Origin of the sequence: Paenibacillus jamilae (assembly GCF_050482105.1) — a bacterium.
GTDB lineage: Bacteria > Bacillota > Bacilli > Paenibacillales > Paenibacillaceae > Paenibacillus > Paenibacillus jamilae_B.
The window spans coordinates 14,155-30,691 of sequence record NZ_JBCNHI010000013.1 but is presented as its reverse complement, the minus strand read 5'-3'; the positions used below and the strand labels follow the sequence as shown (position 1 = coordinate 30,691).

The 16,537-nt window shown below is 45.9% G+C and carries 13 protein-coding genes; 4 read left to right on the top strand and 9 right to left on the bottom strand.

Annotated elements, in window-relative coordinates:
- Positions 1–66: 66 nt before the first annotated feature.
- Positions 67–804, bottom strand: coding sequence for an SDR family oxidoreductase (locus ABEW32_RS10355; protein WP_430187282.1), 738 nt, complete (start codon positions 802–804; stop codon positions 67–69).
- A 278-nt stretch (positions 805–1,082) separates the two neighbouring features.
- Between ABEW32_RS10355 and ABEW32_RS10350 the strand changes: the two genes are divergently transcribed.
- Positions 1,083–2,015 carry an AraC family transcriptional regulator gene (locus tag ABEW32_RS10350; RefSeq protein WP_430187279.1) on the top strand — a complete coding sequence of 311 codons (933 nt, stop codon included), beginning with the start codon at positions 1,083–1,085 and terminating at the stop codon, positions 2,013–2,015.
- Positions 2,016–2,112: 97 nt separating this feature from the next.
- Here the strand turns inward: ABEW32_RS10350 and ABEW32_RS10345 are convergent, their stop codons facing one another.
- Positions 2,113–2,748, bottom strand: a complete 636-nt coding sequence (locus ABEW32_RS10345; protein WP_430187277.1) for a hypothetical protein — start codon at positions 2,746–2,748, stop codon at positions 2,113–2,115.
- Positions 2,749–2,833: 85 nt separating this feature from the next.
- Entirely contained in the window at positions 2,834–3,871 is a 1,038-nt protein-coding gene (locus tag ABEW32_RS10340; protein WP_430187275.1) for a LacI family DNA-binding transcriptional regulator, read from the bottom strand.
- Positions 3,872–4,212: 341 nt separating this feature from the next.
- Here ABEW32_RS10340 and ABEW32_RS10335 point away from each other — a divergent pair, with 341 nt between their 5' ends.
- On the top strand, positions 4,213–5,265 hold the full coding sequence (locus tag ABEW32_RS10335; RefSeq protein ID WP_430187272.1) for a 2,3-butanediol dehydrogenase: 1,053 nt from the start codon (positions 4,213–4,215) through the stop codon (positions 5,263–5,265).
- Between the two features lie 170 nt (positions 5,266–5,435).
- Here ABEW32_RS10335 and ABEW32_RS10330 read toward each other — a convergent pair whose 3' ends face one another.
- Positions 5,436–7,430 carry an ABC transporter substrate-binding protein gene (locus ABEW32_RS10330; protein WP_430187269.1) on the bottom strand — a complete coding sequence of 665 codons (1,995 nt, stop codon included), beginning with the start codon at positions 7,428–7,430 and terminating at the stop codon, positions 5,436–5,438.
- A gap of 333 nt (positions 7,431–7,763) precedes the next feature.
- Here ABEW32_RS10330 and ABEW32_RS10325 point away from each other — a divergent pair, with 333 nt between their 5' ends.
- Complete coding sequence (locus ABEW32_RS10325) at positions 7,764–9,107, top strand: amino acid permease (protein ID WP_430187266.1); 1,344 nt, start codon at positions 7,764–7,766, stop codon at positions 9,105–9,107.
- Between the two features lie 7 nt (positions 9,108–9,114).
- On the top strand, positions 9,115–10,284 hold the full coding sequence (locus ABEW32_RS10320; RefSeq protein ID WP_430187263.1) for a VanZ family protein: 1,170 nt from the start codon (positions 9,115–9,117) through the stop codon (positions 10,282–10,284).
- 129 nt (positions 10,285–10,413) lie between these two features.
- Here the strand turns inward: ABEW32_RS10320 and ABEW32_RS10315 are convergent, their stop codons facing one another.
- The 5 genes from ABEW32_RS10315 to ABEW32_RS10295 form a co-directional block, all read right to left on the bottom strand.
- On the bottom strand, positions 10,414–11,067 hold the full coding sequence (locus tag ABEW32_RS10315; protein WP_016821829.1) for a nitroreductase family protein: 654 nt from the start codon (positions 11,065–11,067) through the stop codon (positions 10,414–10,416).
- 50 nt (positions 11,068–11,117) lie between these two features.
- Complete coding sequence (locus ABEW32_RS10310; protein WP_430187613.1) at positions 11,118–11,510, bottom strand: MarR family winged helix-turn-helix transcriptional regulator; 393 nt, start codon at positions 11,508–11,510, stop codon at positions 11,118–11,120.
- Between the two features lie 283 nt (positions 11,511–11,793).
- Positions 11,794–13,170 carry an NADP-specific glutamate dehydrogenase gene (gdhA, locus tag ABEW32_RS10305; protein WP_430187260.1) on the bottom strand — a complete coding sequence of 459 codons (1,377 nt, stop codon included), beginning with the start codon at positions 13,168–13,170 and terminating at the stop codon, positions 11,794–11,796.
- Between the two features lie 415 nt (positions 13,171–13,585).
- Positions 13,586–14,977, bottom strand: coding sequence for a threonine synthase (gene thrC / locus ABEW32_RS10300; protein WP_430187258.1), 1,392 nt, complete (start codon positions 14,975–14,977; stop codon positions 13,586–13,588).
- Positions 14,978–15,192: 215 nt separating this feature from the next.
- The gene (locus ABEW32_RS10295; RefSeq protein ID WP_430187255.1) at positions 15,193–16,536 is read right to left on the bottom strand and encodes a TldD/PmbA family protein; all 1,344 of its coding nucleotides are present in this window, start codon (positions 16,534–16,536) and stop codon (positions 15,193–15,195) included.
- Position 16,537: the final 1 nt, after the last annotated feature.

The window sequence follows — 16,537 nt, the reverse complement described above, 5'->3', positions numbered from 1 at the left end:
ATCCATAAAGGATAGAGGACCAAACAATCTAATGCAAAGATAAACTACAGATTTCATTACATGGGGTTAGTTCGGACTTGCCGTGGGTCTGACAATGATTTCATTCACATCTACATCCGCTGGCTGCTCCATGGCATATAGAATGGAACGAGCGATCGCATCCGGTAAAATCGAAATCCGTCGGTATTCTATCATTTCCTGCCGTGCCTCTTCATCTGAGATACTGTCGGCAAGCTCGGATTCGGTTACTCCCGGTGATACCAGTGTTACACGAATATCTCCTCCAACCTCCATGCGCAAACCCTCAGAAATCGCCCGAACCGCATACTTTGTTGCGCAGTATACCGCAGCGGTCGGCGTTACACTATACGCGCCAATAGAAGCAATATTGATAAACTGACCAAAACCTTGCTTTTTCATAATGGGAAGCCCGGCCGCAATCCCATGCAGAACGCCTCGTATATTAACATCAATCATGCGATCCCATTCTTCTACCTTCAGGGCTTCCAATTTTGAAAGAGGCATCACTCCTGCATTGTTCACAATGACATCCACACGCCCAAATCGTTTTTCAGCGTACTTAATGAACGCTTCCATCTGCTCCTTTTGGGTCACATCCAGTTGCATATAATCAGCCGATCCCCCTTTTGAACGAATTTCGGAGGTAAGAACCTCCAGTCGTTCTGTACGTCTGGCTCCTAATACAACATGAACCCCATGTTGAGCCAGTAAACGAGCAGTAGCTTCACCGATTCCACTGCTTGCTCCTGTAATTGCTACGACTTTTCCTTTAATATTCAACATGCTTGTTCCTCCTCTAGTTCAAAATATCACTGAAACAGATGACTCTTCATTTCTTTGCACTTCTAATTTTTTCTCCATTACTCATGAGGTGTTGTACCTGCATCTTATTATGAGAGGAATGTCCATCAGACTGGTAGAAAAATCAGAGCAAATTATTGCCTAATCCTCCAAAGATACTTAATATGAATTCAAATCCACATCCAAAAACAAACCCCGTCTTAGAGTGTCATTAGCTATTAAAAAAATGATGATTAGCACGTTTTGAAGAAGGGAGAGACATGGTGAAAGCTACCGAAATTGAGAATTCTACTACAGAAAAACAAGCCGAACTGGCAAGGCTCATAGAACAATTCACAAGTCACGACGGAGTTCACGCTACAGATATCCCTTCACTTTACTTCGTCCGAAGTTCGAATACCACCGTTCCGATTTATCAGGTCCATGAACCCGCCTTATGCATTGTGGCTCAGGGGAAAAAAGTCGTGATACTTGCAGAGGAAAGTTACTATTACGGCACATCCGACTACCTTGTGGTTTCGGTGGATTTGCCAATTTCCGGACAGGTCATACAAGCCTCAGCAGAAGCTCCGTATTTGTGCCTCCGGCTCAATTTTGATCTGCATCAAGTTTTGGATCTGATCAGTGAAGCTTCTTTTCCTACTAGCCCAATACCTGATTCCAGACGAGGCTTGTATGTAAGCCAGACCAACTTTCAACTGCTGGATGCCGTAGTAAGGCTCGTACGTCTTTTGGAAAGTCCGCAGGATATTCCGGTGCTGGCTCCATTAGTCATTCGTGAGATATTGTATAGGATTTTACAGGGGAAGCAGGGAGAGTCCTTAAAACAACTGGTCATGACCGGCAGCCATTCCAACCGGATCGCAGAAGTCATATTGCGGATTAAACAAGATTATGATAAGCCGTTGCGAATTGAGGAATTGTCCCAACTGGCTAAGATGAGTCCTTCGTCGCTACATCGTCATTTTAAAGAGGTTACGGCTATGAGCCCAATGCAATATCAAAAACAATTACGTCTGCAAGAAGCCCGTCGCCTGTTGTTATCTGAATCAGCAGATGCGGCAGATGTCGGTTTTCAGGTAGGCTACGAGAGTCCCTCTCAATTCAGTCGTGAATACGCTCGTTTGTTCGGCCTCCCTCCAATTCGTGATATCAAGCGCTTGCGTGTAGATCAGGATTACCTCCAATCATAATCGCAGGATGTACAAACAGCACAAAAAAGCTGCCTCAGATAGAGAAGCAGCTTTTCATTTTATATACTTCGAGGCGAAGCTCATCACTCATTCAGCTTTAGTACGGATTATCCAGCTTGGCGAGCAGAGCACGAATAACATCCTTCTCTGCCGCAGTAAGCTGTTGTCCTGCCTGCCATTGTTGAATCTCTTTCTTGACTTCATGAGGGTCTCTATAGCTGAGAGCATACCCGATACCCCCTATACCATGTACACGGTTGGTTTTGTCCATATTTGCCAATGCTCGGATCATCGCAGCTTTGTCCCTTGTAAACAAATCTTCCATAAGATTATCGTATTCTTCAGTTAGCGCTCCGTCCAAGCCATCAGTGCCCTTGATCACATTCGGAAAACTTTCAGATGGAATCAAAGCACGCTGCTTGTACAGATATTCGATAATTTCCATGCTTTGATGTTCACTAATTTCGTTCATCTTCCCCCAGTCAATACCTGCCAAATGGTCCGTCATGTGATGTACTTTTGCTTCATCATTGAGGGATGAATCCTTATAGAAGGACAACACAAGCTCCTCTTTGCTTTGCTGGGCATGCTGCTTACTGACCGCACTTTGCAGGGGCTCCTTATTGCTTGCTCCAGACGACGACGCAGGATCAGCATGGGGAGTACACCCTATGATTACAGCCAGCAATAATGTAGTACAAGCTCCAGAAACGAACACGCTACCTTTTGACATGAATCCACTCTCCTATCCATATCTATTACGCCTGCAGCCATTCATCCATGGTTATAACGGAATAGGGTTCAGAGCTAGACTTACTTTACTCGTCATGCCCAACCGTAGGCTTACGGATCACGGAGACGCTGGATTCCCTGACAATCAAACGAGGCTCAAACTGTATACGCTCATAATCGCCCACGGTCTGTTCCTGAATTCGCTTAAGCAGCAGCTCCGCAGCCAAGCGTGCCACCTCTTCCCCCATGATAGAAACTGAGCTGATCTGTGGGGTCGTTACCGTAGCCCATAAATTGTTGTCAATACCAACCACTGCAACCTCTTGCGGTACTTTTACACCCAAATCCTTAAAGCGGTTTACGATTCCTATGGCCACCATATCATTAACTGCATAAATCGCATCCGGCATATTTTTCAAGCTGTAAAAATAATCGGCTGCCCGTAGCCCGGTCTCAAAGGAAAAGTCATCGCCAAAATACACCAGTGAAGGGTCCACATGCTGGAGAGACTGCTCATAAGCAAAGTATCTCTCTTCGATTTTATCCTTCGCTGCACCTGCATAAGCAATTCTCGTTCTCCCGATTTTAAGCAAATGCTCCATCACAAGTCTTCCCTCTTGCCGGGCCAAACTGACGATATCCGCTTTAACGTCTTCACCCAGCTTCTTGCCATAGTTAATAATGGATACCGGAACGCTAGCCTTGTTAATCAGATCAACCAACATTTTGGGATACGCCAGTGGCATAATGATAAGCCCGTCTACATGCAGCTTCTTAACCTCACGTACTGTTTCAAGCTCCATTCTGGCATTTCCAGCCGTATTAATTTGCACGACACGATAACCATGCTGCTTGGCAGCCTGTTCTACGGACCAAGCAATCTCTGGAATGATGGCGTTCCGAATATCCGGTACAGCCAACGCAATTTGACGTGTCTGCCGTACCTTTAGACTCTGAGCTGAGGTATTGGGCGTAAAGCCCATTTCTTCAATTACTTGCAAAATAAATGCCTTTGTTTTGGGGCTGATGCCCTCGCTATCATTAATAGCCCTGGAGACAGTCGCAATACCGACCCCTGCCCGCTTGGCTACATCCTCTATAGTTACTTTCTTTTGCTCTGACACACCCAAAATCCTTTCACGCTCGGAATCGTTTTCTCTCTATATACATAAACTCTCTAATATAGATATTATACCACAGAATGCACCTCTAAAAATTGAATTCGTTTTCTTCTAGCCTCTGCTTCACCTGCAAAAGTAGTTAAAATTCTTTTGTACTAAGCAACGAGTCAAATATAGCGCCATAGTCACAAGTGATTATATTCACAAAAAAATCAAGTGCTTTTTGTATGAAATTGGTTTGACAATGTGTAAAAATTGTGACATATTATTTTTCGGAAACGTTTCCTTATTCATTTACTTTTATAGCGGCAATGATCATATATTCATCAAGGAGATGACAAGACATGCAAGCATTGAGATGGCATGGAGTAAAAGATTTACGTTTGGAAAACATTGAGCAACCCGCTGCTCTTCCAGGAAAAGTAAAGATCAAAGTGGAATGGTGTGGCATTTGCGGAAGTGATCTTCACGAATATGTAGCAGGACCGATCTTCATTCCTGAAAACGCTGAGCATCCACTGACTGGCGAAAAAGCTCCGATTGTGATGGGACATGAATTTTCTGGACAAGTCGTTGAAATCGGTGAAGGCGTAACCAAGATTCAGGTTGGCGACCGTGTAGTCGTAGAACCGGTTTTTGCATGTGGAGAATGTGATGCATGTAGACAAGGCAAATATAACCTTTGCGATAAAATGGGCTTCCTCGGTTTGGCAGGCGGCGGCGGTGGATTTTCTGAATATGTCGCAGCTGACGAGCACATGGTTCACAAAATTCCAGAAAGCGTATCCTTCGAGCAAGGCGCTTTGGTAGAGCCTTCGGCCGTTGCTTTGTATGCTGTACGTCAAAGCCAACTGAAAGTCGGCGACAAAGCTGTCGTGTTTGGCGCTGGTCCTATCGGATTGCTGGTTATTGAAGCGTTGAAAGCTTCGGGCGCATCTGAGATTTATGCAGTAGAGCTTTCCGAGGAGCGTAAAGCTAAAGCTGAAGAGCTGGGTGCTATCGTGCTTGATCCTAAAACTTATGATGTTGTGGAAGAGCTGCACAAACGGACCAACGGTGGCGTAGATGTAGCCTATGAAGTCACTGGAGTACCTCCTGTGCTGACTCAAGCTATTGAATCCACTAAAATCAGCGGACAAATCATGATCGTCAGCATTTTTGAAAAAGAAGCTCCAATTAAGCCGAACAATATCGTTATGAAGGAACGCAATCTGACTGGTATTATCGGCTACCGTGATGTATTCCCGGCTGTCATCAGCTTGATGGAAAAAGGATATTTCCCTGCTGACAAGCTTGTGACCAAACGTATTAAGCTCGAAGAAGTAATCGAGCAAGGTTTTGAAGGTCTCCTGAAAGAAAAAAATCAGGTTAAAATCCTGGTATCTCCGAAAGCCTAATATCGAAAAAAACAGATGTCTGCCCTGTGCAGGCATCTTTTATTATAAAACCACGTTGCACGGCAAGCGTCCATGTAAAATGAAAAGACAAAACAGCGCTCTCCTACTATGGTCTCTGCCGTGAAGTAAGAATAGCGCTGTTTTATTATAATCTAGATGATTGAGTTACATTATTTCATTACATTTTTCAGAACATCATCAATCATTTGACTGTTTGCAATTGTACCTGTATACAGCCAGCTGGAATCCTTGCCAAAATCGTATACGTGGCCTTCTTTGACTGCCGGAATCCCTGCCCAGACTGGATCTTTAATAATCTCATCCTTGCTCACATTTTTGCTGTTCACGATAAAGATATAATCAGCATCCAGCTCAGCCAGTTTTTCCAGCGATAAGTTGCTCCAGTTCGCCTTGGCCGTTTTGGAAATTTCCTGTACAACCTGTGGAATCTTGAATCCCAAATCCTTGTACAATACATCACCGCTGGATAAATTCTGGTTCACCACATATACGTTTTTATCCGTTACCCACAATGCCGCAGCGGTTTTTTGTCCTACCGTCTGACTGAGTTTGGCTTTCGCCTCTGCTGCTTTTTTGTCGTAGTTGCTTAATGCCTGCTTCGCTTCACTGCTCTTATTCAGCACCTCACCCACGGTCAGCAGCTCTTGGCGCCAATCATTATTCATATTACTGCCCACAACGTAGGTTGGAGCAATTTTGGAGTATTGATCATATTTGTCGCCTTCGACCATGCTCGCACTGTCCATAATGATTAGATCAGGCTTGAAGTTCAGAACCGCCTCGAATGGAAGATCTGAAGCGATGGCAGGAACATCCTTCAGTTCTTTTTGCAGGTAAGCCTGAACTGAATTTTTTCCCACCGACCATTGGGCTACCGGTTTAACACCCAATGCCACCAGATGATCCTCCAGATAAGAAGCGAGCACACGCTGAGGCTGAGCCGGAACCTTCACCTCATGCCCAAGTGCATCCTTCAGCACCCTTTCCTGTGATGCTGGTTCTGCTGATGTATTATTGTTCCCTTGTGCAGCGCCATCGGTTGCCGCAGGACTGGATGCGCCTGAGCACGCGCTCAGCAGCAGGGTAAAACTAAGCAATACAATAAATGCCATGGAATGCTTTGCGTTTCTATTCATTCGTAAAATCCCTTCATCATGATTTTGATAATGATTATTATCCTCAATAACAGTATGCAGGGCGTCACTTATCGAATCAATGGAACATTCAGGCAGACTTGATGGATTATCCAGACGCATATCACTAACAAAAGCAGATGAATATAAGCTGTCCCGATAATGAACCGGGGATACGCCAGTATATTTTTTGAATGCCCGGCTAAAGAAATAGACATCTGAATACCCCACACTCACAGCAATATCCTGCAAAGTGGCATTTGTCTTCCGTAAAAGCTCCTTCGCCTTGTCCATCCGTAATTGAATCAAGTATGTAATCGGGCTACAATCTGTTTGTTTTTTAAATAACCGGGTCAGGTGTCGCGGACTACATTCCAATAATCCGGCCAGACGTTCCAGCGTGATGGACTCCGCATAATGAGCCTGCATAAACCGAATCGCCTGTGCCACCACATCTCGCGTAGAAGTCCGAGTCTGCGGTTCCTGCAATTGGCGCATACACTCATATGCAAAATCATAGAAACGACCCTGCGCCTGAACTTTGGATAACGCCTCTTGATCTTGCCATGTGTTCGCCAGTAGCTGCAGCTTTTGATATAGTATAGCCGGATAGGGCGGTATGAAACCATAAGCTGCCGAAGGTTGATGATAAACTGTGCGTCCTGATAAAGAAGTTGCTTTATATAGTACAAGAATATATTCGATCCCGCATGATGAAGGCTTTATATTCAGTTCAAAGCCCTTGCTGCCATGCAGCACGTAGCCTGAATGGGACGCATCCTTCCAATCACCAGCCAAGTGCACGCTCCCCTGTAGCATGAACACAAAAGCATGCGCTGGAAGACGATACAATTGAACCAGCTCTTCCGCTTCCAGTCGAATGTGCCGGACATCCATGACACGGATCGACGAATGGAGCCATACGGACAGTAGCTTGTTCAGCTCATCAGCTTCATACCCCTTGCTCATCCCGGAATGAGAACCTGTCTGCTTTTGCCGATCCTGCTTCACGTATCAAAGCCTCCGCTTCATAAATACCATACTTTTTTTCAAACCAACCTCATTATATATCATCCCTTACTTTAGCTACCATGAAACAAATATTCCGGCGCGAAACAAGGTGAATATAACATAAAGGCAGGATGATATCGATAATACAACAATTGTCAACAATATCAATCTGCCTTTGTTCACCAATTTGCCCCCTATCTATACACAACCTCCCTACCAGATCCTATTTCTTTCATTTCCTAATTGGATATTTTAATGTAGTATAAGTCTAATTGAACTAACCCTGTTTGGGCTATGCTGACGCTGTATACTTTAATGAAGGAGGATTTCATATTGAAATCAAATGAAGCAACTTTACACAAAAAGCTTCGACCACGGCATATTACCTTTATGGCTATGGGTGGAGTCATCGGGACGGGTATTTTTAAAGGAAGTACCGAAACGATTAGCTTGGCAGGACCTGGAGTTATTTTGTCCTATGTCTTCGCAGGACTGCTGCTCTTGGTCGTTATGGGCGCAATTGCCGAGATGGCTACCGTCTACCCCAACATGAATATGAAGGATTTTATTCGCAAGGCTTTTGGAGAACGACTTTCCTTTATTATCGGCTGGTTGTATTGCTTCATGTGGCTGGCTGTCTGTGTCATTGAGGTCATTGCTGCGGGAAGCTTCCTGCAATACTGGTTGCCAGATGTCCCTCTGTGGGTACTCAGTTTAGCAAGTGCGGCTTTCATTATTGTCGTCAACATGCTGAGTGTCGGCGGCTTCGGGGAGCTGGAATTTTGGCTGGCAGGCATTAAAATTGCCATGATTATTGTCTTTATCGCCTTGGGGGGCTGTATACTGTTTGGGATTATCCCCACTGAAACCCCACCTTATCTGAGCAACTATGTACAGCACGGCGGGTTTCTCCCCAATGGCTGGCTGGCTATCTTTTCGGCGCTGCTGGTCGTTACCTTTTCTTATGGAGGGTCTGAGCTGATCGGATTGACGTTGACGGAGACTGAAAATCCAGAAAAGGTACTGCCTAAAGTGGTTAAAAGCTTTATTTTTCGCGTTGTTTTGTTCTATACGCTGCCAATTCTCATCATTTGTGGCTTGATTCCCTGGAACCAACTGGACGCGAATACCAGCCCGTTTGTACAGGTATTGTCTTCTGTAGGGCTTCAAGGCTCAGCTCATGTCATGAACTTTATTCTGATCACTGCTGTGCTGTCTGCTGCCAATTCGGGGATCTACGGGGCAACACGTATGCTCCATTCACTGGCTGTTAATGGGGAAGGTCCCAAGTCACTCGCGCGTCTGTCTTCAAATGGAGTTCCGGTGAACAGTCTCAAACTGTGCGCGGTCATCCTGATTATCGGTTCCATGGTCGCATACGTCGCTCAGGACGGGCTGTTCCGGATTTTGATGGCTGTACCTGGCTTTGTCGTGCTGCTCGTCTGGAGCTGCATCTGCCTGTCCCAATTGAAATTGCGCAAATCTTATCCAGTAGAGCCTACCTTCAAGATATGGGGATTCCCTTATGTGACGGCGATTACGGTGGGATGCCTGTGGATCATTGCCTTCCTGTTCTTGATTGACCTGCAAAATCGGATCAGCATCAGTGTGTGTGTAGCTTTCATGGCATTTTTGGTCATCTGGTCTTTGGTGAAGTTCCGGAGAAAGCAGGCTTAAACAGCTCATGATTCAATCGTATCTGTTTCCAGTTTCATATGCTTTTCTAGCCTTCCCAGTTGCTGCGTTATTGTTTACACTTCCGTTCCTTATCGTGCAATATCGCAGACATGGATATATTCACAAGGCTAGAGCGTGGTTGCTTTACTTGATGCTGTTATACTTGATGAACGCCTTCTTTTTGGTCATACTCCCGCTTCCGGCATCACGTCATAATGCAGTCTTGGCCGGGGGAGCGTTGCAGTTGATGCCCTTGCAGTTCGTGCAAGACATCATAAGAGAAACTTCCGTCTCACCCGCTCAACCCTCCAGTTATGTGCATTTGCTGAAGGAGCGTGCTTTTCTGCAAGTGGTTTTTAACGTGATGATGACCATGCCTTTCGGTATGTTCTTACGTTATTATTTCCGTGCACGATGGGGATGGTGTCTGATTCTGTCTTTTACCCTGTCCCTCTTCTTTGAGGTGACGCAACTCACAGGCCTGTATGGATTTTTTGATCATGCGTATCGTGTGTTCGATGTGGACGATCTGATGGCTAATACTTTGGGCGGTATGCTGGGCTTTCTGTTAGGTGAATGGTTTTCACGCTTCCTTCCCCGCTTGGAGCATCTGGATAAGCAGCTGGACATTACGACCAAACGGGTGTCCTATACGAGACGAGGAGTAGCCTTGTTAATGGATTCTATCCTTTGGGTAGGGTTACTCGGCATGATGGAGTCCCTGCATGTACCCGCTGCTTTCTGGGTTTCCAGTGGGATTTACTTTATGGTGGTTCCTTACCTGACGAATGGACGAACTCCAGGGAAATGGCTGGTGCGTATACATCTTACAGGGAGAGGAAAACGAGTTTCCCTGTGGGAGCTTATCAAGCGCTACAGTCTCTTGTACTGGTTGTATTTTGGACTGAATTACGTATTAGGTGGATCTGTGCTGGGATCTCATGTGTCTCCTTGGGTAATTGTTCTAATTAGCCTTGTGCTGTTGGTGATCAACGGATGGTTCTTTTTCCATCTGGTCATACGCCTGTTCAAGAAAGCACCGTTATTTTATGAGGAGCTTAGCCATACTTCGCATCAGATTATATGGCCCAAGCGCGATCATCCTGCTCAGAATGACACTGCTGACTCTGGACAGACGCCAGGAGCGAATATAGGGCGAGGATTACCCGAAGACTAAAGGACATCATCAATTCCCGAATCAGCGTTACATCGAGCAAATAAAAACAGGCGGAGCAAAGGATGTCCTTTGCCCGCCTGTTTTTTATGTTGCGCATATTTTTATGTTGCGTATAGATGTTAACTTAACTTATTTCCACTGTGCAATTTGATCAATCGGCAAACGTGTGGACGGATGACCCTCGTTGATGCCTTTACCCATCGAAATGAGCATAACAGGGACATAACGATCTTTATCCATACCAAAGGCCTCGGCAATTTGATCCTTTTCATAACCGCCAATAGCGTTGGTGTCGTATCCATGAGCGCGTGCCACCAGCATAAGCTGCATAGATACCAAGCCACCGTCGATCAGAACTGTTTCTCTGTTCACAACGGGATCAAGGGCAGCAAAATGGGCCGTTACTTTTTCCTGTTGCATTTCTTTAATGTCTTGTGGCATATAGCCCAGTTCTACAGCTTCTCCAAAGATTTGTTCGAAATTATCAAAGTTGTTCAGATCCCCAAACACAGCGATTACAGCAGAAGATGTCTCCACTTGACGTTGGTTGAAACGAGCCAATGGTGCCAGAGTTGCTTTACCTTCTGGGCTGTCAATCACAAGGAAACGCCAAGGTTGCAGATTAATGGAAGATGGTGCGCGTGTAGCTTCTGTCAAAATCTCTGTCATTTCCTCGCGGCTGATCTTCACGGACGGATCGTATACTTTTACCGAACGGCGTCCCAATGCGATTTCTTTAAAATCATTTGTTTTTACAATATTAGATGTATTCGTATTACTCATTCCAATTTCTCCTTTGTACCTCTGTGGGTAATTGTAATATGACAATGTTGTCAGTCCATACTGGATATATGACTATTCATCACTTGCAGCATATCGGCTAGCTGATGCCGCTGAGTCTCGTCGAAGCTCTGTAGCAGCTGAGCTACAAACTGTGAGCGTTCCTGCTTAAAGATGACAATACGTGCACGTCCATACTCGGTTAGGCTTACCAAAGTAACCCTGTTGTCCTCTGGCTTCGTGCGCCGTGTGACCATCCCTGTCGCCTCCAGTTGTTTCAAATGGCGCGTTACGGCCGCACCGTCGATCCCAACCTCTTTTTGCAGCAGCGTTTGGCTAATCTCCTCCACCTGATACAGCTTGCACAGTAACTGTAATCTGGAGGCGCTAATCCCTGCACACCGCTCAAACTTAGAACTAATCTGCTTGTTCAGCAGCAGCAGCATATCAAAAATATATTCAGCCTCGGATGGTGTCTGGGTGATATCAATCTCTCCTCCCTTTAGCATATCGCTGGGCCTCGTGATCCAACCTTTGATCCATCAATTATTGATCTATCAAGTAATATACATCCTCTTTAGCAATAAATCAAGTCCCTGAGAAAAATAAAGTGCCTCATGCCAAATAAAAGCTGAGCGACTCACACGGAGCCGCTCAGCTTCAAGTTTGCTTTTATTAGTTAGGTTATTCAATCATTGTACAATGGAGATAAGGAATTGTGACGTTGAGTTAGATAATTCCGTGAGACAGCATAGCATCAGCCACACGCACAAATCCGGCGATGTTCGCTCCGACCACCAGATTGCCTGGCACCCCGTATTCCTCAGCCGCCTTCACGCTGTTAGCATAGATATTTTTCATAATATCATGCAGCTTGACATCCACTTCCTCAAAGGTCCATGACAGGCGCATGCTGTTCTGTGACATTTCGAGCGCCGAGACTGCTACTCCGCCTGCATTGGCAGCTTTGGCTGGTCCAAACAGAACTCCGTTCTCCAAAAATACTTCAATCGCCTGTAGCGAAGACGGCATATTGGCACCTTCACCGATTGCTTTTACGCCATTACTTACCAGCAACTGTGCTGCCTGCTCGTCAATTTCATTCTGTGTCGCACATGGCAGTGCGATGTCGCATGGGATTGACCAGATTCCCGAGCAGCCTTCTGTATAGATTGCGCCTGGACGCTCTTTCGTATACTCGCTAATCCGCAGACGATTCACTTCTTTAAGCTGCTTCACCAGCTCTAGATCGATACCGTCTGGATCATAGACATAGCCATTCGAGTCACTACATGCCACGACTGTAGCACCGAGCTGCTGTGCTTTTTCAATCGCATAAATGGATACGTTGCCAGAGCCCGACACAACAACACGTTGTCCTTCAAAGGACAAACCTTGAGCTTGCAGCATCTCGTTTACAAAATACACACAACCGTAGCCAGTTGCTTCCGTACGTGTGAGACTGCCTCCGTAATGAATCCCTTTACCTGTCAGGACGCCGCCTTCATGTCCTCCGCGAATCCGCTTGTATTGCCCGAACATGTATCCGATCTCACGGCCACCTACACCAATATCCCCTGCCGGAACGTCGGCATCTGGGCCGATATATTTATACAGCTCCGTCATAAAGCTTTGTGTAAAACGCATCACTTCGTTATCTGATTTACCTTTGGGATCAAAATCCGAACCGCCTTTACCGCCACCGATAGGAAGACCCGTCAACGCATTTTTGAAAATTTGCTCAAATCCCAAAAATTTGACGATACCCAGGTACACAGATGGATGGAAGCGAAGTCCACCTTTATAAGGACCAATCGCACTGTTAAACTGTACGCGGAAGCCACGGTTGACCTGTACATTGCCTGCATCGTCTACCCAAGGTACACGGAAGGTAATGACACGTTCTGGCTCCACCAGCCGTTCCAAAAGCCCCTGCTGCATATACTTAGGATGCTTAGCCAATACCGGAATTAGCGAATCCAAAATTTCTTTGACGGCCTGATGGAATTCATTCTCATGAGGATTGCGCGCGATAACCTTCTCAAAAACGGACTGCACATATTCGGCTGCTGCTTGTTGACTCTGCTCTGGACGGATCATGGTCATTATTTAATACACCCCTTTTATAATTAGCCCCTCTGTTAAATGACGGAATAGCTTTATTCTGCACCTTCGAGAGTGGAACTTTATGTATTCATAAAATTTAGTTAACTATACATGATTTTTTATAATAATACATCAAATTCGCCTATAAAAGATTTTTGTATCCTTCATTAAATAACTCTATGAACCTACCATTGCCTGTTATATTACTAAAGCCAAATCCCTTGATCTACGGGCTTTTTTCATGTTTTTTAAAGATCTAATACCTTACTCTATATGGCATTATAATGTGAACAAATTGAAACTAAAACATGCAGCATCTCTGTAAAAGATATGGAAAAAGAGGCTAGCACACAGAATGCAGCCTCTTCTCCGATTCTGTAAGGGTGTAACCACTCACCATTACAGAAATATTCTGTTACCTATAAAAGGCTTCCAGCTGACGCACAATTTCGGCCTCGTCATGCTCTACCACCTGCTGGTGTTGCGGCTTGGAGAACAATTGTTCAATTTGAGTCGGGAATTCCTGCTTAATGTCCACCAGACGGATCGCCTCATCGAATTTGGCCGGATGTGCTGTCGCAAAGGTCACACAGACTTCGTCTGCGCCATTATACGCCTCATACGCGGCAATACCGCAAGCCGTATGCGGATCGAGCAAATAATCGTATTCAGCTTTGTATTTTTTAATCAGCTCCAGACACTGCTCATTCGAAGCACCAAGCGCCTCAAAATCCTGCTGGACGCGCTGCAAATCCTCTGCACCGATCACAATCCGTCCCTCAGTTTTGAGGTTATTCATGTATTCAGATACCTTGGCTGCGTCCTCTCCGAGGAAGTAGTACAGATATCTTTCGAAATTGCTTGCCACCTGAATGTCCATGGAAGGACTATATGTGCTCTTGAAGTCGCCCGGCTGGTATTCGCCTGTCTTCACGAAGCGCTCCAAAATATTATTTTCGTTCGTGGCAATGATCAGCTTGTGGATGGGCAGACCCATTTTCTTCGCAAGAAAGCCGGAAAAGATATTGCCAAAGTTGCCGGATGGCACGCTGACATTGATCTTCTTCGTACCCGCAGACTCCTGCGCCCGGAAATAAGCATAGAAGTAATATACTGTCTGCGCCAAAATACGCACAAAGTTAATCGAATTAATCGCCCGCAGATGATGTTTGGCTTTGAAGTCCAGATCTGCAAACAGGTCCTTAATTACTTTTTGACAATCGTCAAAGTTCCCTTTTACAGAGAGATTCAGCACGTTCTCATCGTCTACTGTCGTCATTTGCAGCTCTTGTACCTTGCTTACCTTTTGGTGCGGATGCAAAATACAGATTTTGATACCTTCCTTGCCACGCACGCCTTGAATCGCTGCTGCTCCCGTATCGCCCGAGGTTGCACCCAAAATATGAATAATCTCATTCTGCTTTTTGGACACGTAGGAATAAAATTCACCCATAAATTGCAGCGCCACATCCTTGAACGCAAACGTAGGCCCATGGAACAGCTCCAAAATAGACAGGGAATCGTTGATCTTCTTCACTGGCGTAACTTCCGGATGACGGAAGCTCGCATAGCTGCGCTCCACCAGCTGCTCCAAATCCTCACGAGGAATCTCATCATTGATATACAGCGCAAAAACTTCCAGCAGCAGCTCTCTGTAGCTCAATGTAGCCCACTGCTCCAGCGTAGCTGCCGACACGGTCGGAATCTGCTCTGGCACCATTAGACCTCCATCGTCAGCTAACCCCATGAGCACGGTATCAATAAATCCCTTGGCTTCTACTCGACCTCTAGTGCTTATATATCTCATATACATCCCCCAATAAAAATTCAATTCGAACCTTTTTTCGAATATATTATTGTCTATAATACCCTGTCGCGGTGCTGTAACCAAGCCTTTTTTTCATATTTTAAAGACTTTCTCCTACTTTACCATACCCCGATGCATCAGGCATCTGTCATTGCTAGACAATCAGAACGTCAGGAACAGGTCGTAAGTCTGAAAAAAGAAGGCTGCTCCAGCCATTAGGAGCCTGAAATCGAAAGTGCAGCCAGCTTGAGCGAAGGAGATGTGCAGCTTCCTGTAAAACGCAAATCGTTGCCAACTTCCTCTACCTGCTGTAGTACATCAAAGAAGTTGCCTGATACGGTAATCTGATTGACAGCTCTAACCACTTGCCCTTGCTCAATCCAGTAGCCCAGACAAGCCAGCGAAAAATTACCGGATGCCGTATTTGTACCTGCATGCAGCCCTTGCAGTTCAACGATCATCAGCCCACGATCCGTCTTGCGAATCATGTCCTCCAACGTACACGTGCCTGGAGACACGTACAGATTATGATACGACACCCCAATTTTACCGTTATAGCTGCCTTTGGAAGCATGAGAGGTACTCTGTACCCCGGCCTTGCGGGCCGTCTTGCGGTTATGGAAATACGTCCGCAGTTCTCCATCCTTGATAATCTCATTGCGGCGTGTCGCACTGCCTTCCGCATCAAACGTACTGCCTGCCGGAACGTTCTCCATTAGCGGATCGTCAATCAGCGTAATACGCTCGCTTGCCACCTTTTGCCCCAGTTTCCCAGCCAAGCGTGAAAAGCCTTTATCCACCGACTCCGCAGAAAATACCGACGTATAGGCAGCCAGCAATTGCGCGGCTGCATCATGACGGAAAATGACTGGATAGTTATCCGATTGGATCGTGTGCGCACCCAGCTTGGAAACAGCCTCTTTCACAGCTTTATGCGCCACATCCGCAATATCGATCTCTTCCACGCTCCGCAGCGAATAATCATGCCAGCCCCCGGTAACGGTCTCGCCATGGTCTGCTGCAATCACATACACATAAGCGGTCGCCAGACTTTTGCGACGATGGCAATGCAGTCCTTTGGTATTCACAATCAGGACCTCATTCTCACGAACGCTGGCCGAGCAATGTCGAGCCATCACAATTCGTGGGTCTGCGGCAAGCGCTGTACGTTCCATTTCCAGCGCCGCTTCGATCAGAATCTCAGGAGCTGTGTCGGCAAGCGTTGAGGCATAAGCAGGCTGCTTAGGATAGCTCTCAGAGCCTGCAAACAGCTCATCCTGCTCCTCGCTCTCCAATATATCCGCGTTACTGCGTGCTTCTTCCAATAAAAAGTCGATCACATCCGGTTCCAGCTTCTCCGTAGAGGCATAGCCCATTTTCCCGTTAATAACACCACGGAAGGAAAGTCCGCCATTCTCAACGATGGTATATTGGTCAATCTCTCCCTTCAGTACCTTTACCGAGGTAGAACGTCCATTGACATAGTAGATTTCCATATCCGCATAGCCCATTTTCCGGCCTTTCGCGAACAACGCTTCCTGAAATTGCTGAATATTCATC

Coding starts and splice junctions, on each gene's coding strand:
- ABEW32_RS10355 (WP_430187282.1), bottom strand. CDS start 804: ATGTTGAATATTAAAGGAAAAGTCGTAGCAATTACAGGAGCAAGCAGT.
- ABEW32_RS10350 (WP_430187279.1), top strand. CDS start 1,083: ATGGTGAAAGCTACCGAAATTGAGAATTCTACTACAGAAAAACAAGCC.
- ABEW32_RS10345 (WP_430187277.1), bottom strand. CDS start 2,748: ATGTCAAAAGGTAGCGTGTTCGTTTCTGGAGCTTGTACTACATTATTG.
- ABEW32_RS10335 (WP_430187272.1), top strand. CDS start 4,213: ATGCAAGCATTGAGATGGCATGGAGTAAAAGATTTACGTTTGGAAAAC.
- ABEW32_RS10320 (WP_430187263.1), top strand. CDS start 9,115: ATGATTCAATCGTATCTGTTTCCAGTTTCATATGCTTTTCTAGCCTTC.
- ABEW32_RS10315 (WP_016821829.1), bottom strand. CDS start 11,067: ATGAGTAATACGAATACATCTAATATTGTAAAAACAAATGATTTTAAA.
- ABEW32_RS10310 (WP_430187613.1), bottom strand. CDS start 11,510: ATGCTGCTGCTGCTGAACAAGCAGATTAGTTCTAAGTTTGAGCGGTGT.
- gdhA (WP_430187260.1), bottom strand. CDS start 13,170: ATGACCATGATCCGTCCAGAGCAGAGTCAACAAGCAGCAGCCGAATAT.
- thrC (WP_430187258.1), bottom strand. CDS start 14,977: ATGAGATATATAAGCACTAGAGGTCGAGTAGAAGCCAAGGGATTTATT.
- ABEW32_RS10295 (WP_430187255.1), bottom strand. CDS start 16,536: ATGAATATTCAGCAATTTCAGGAAGCGTTGTTCGCGAAAGGCCGGAAA.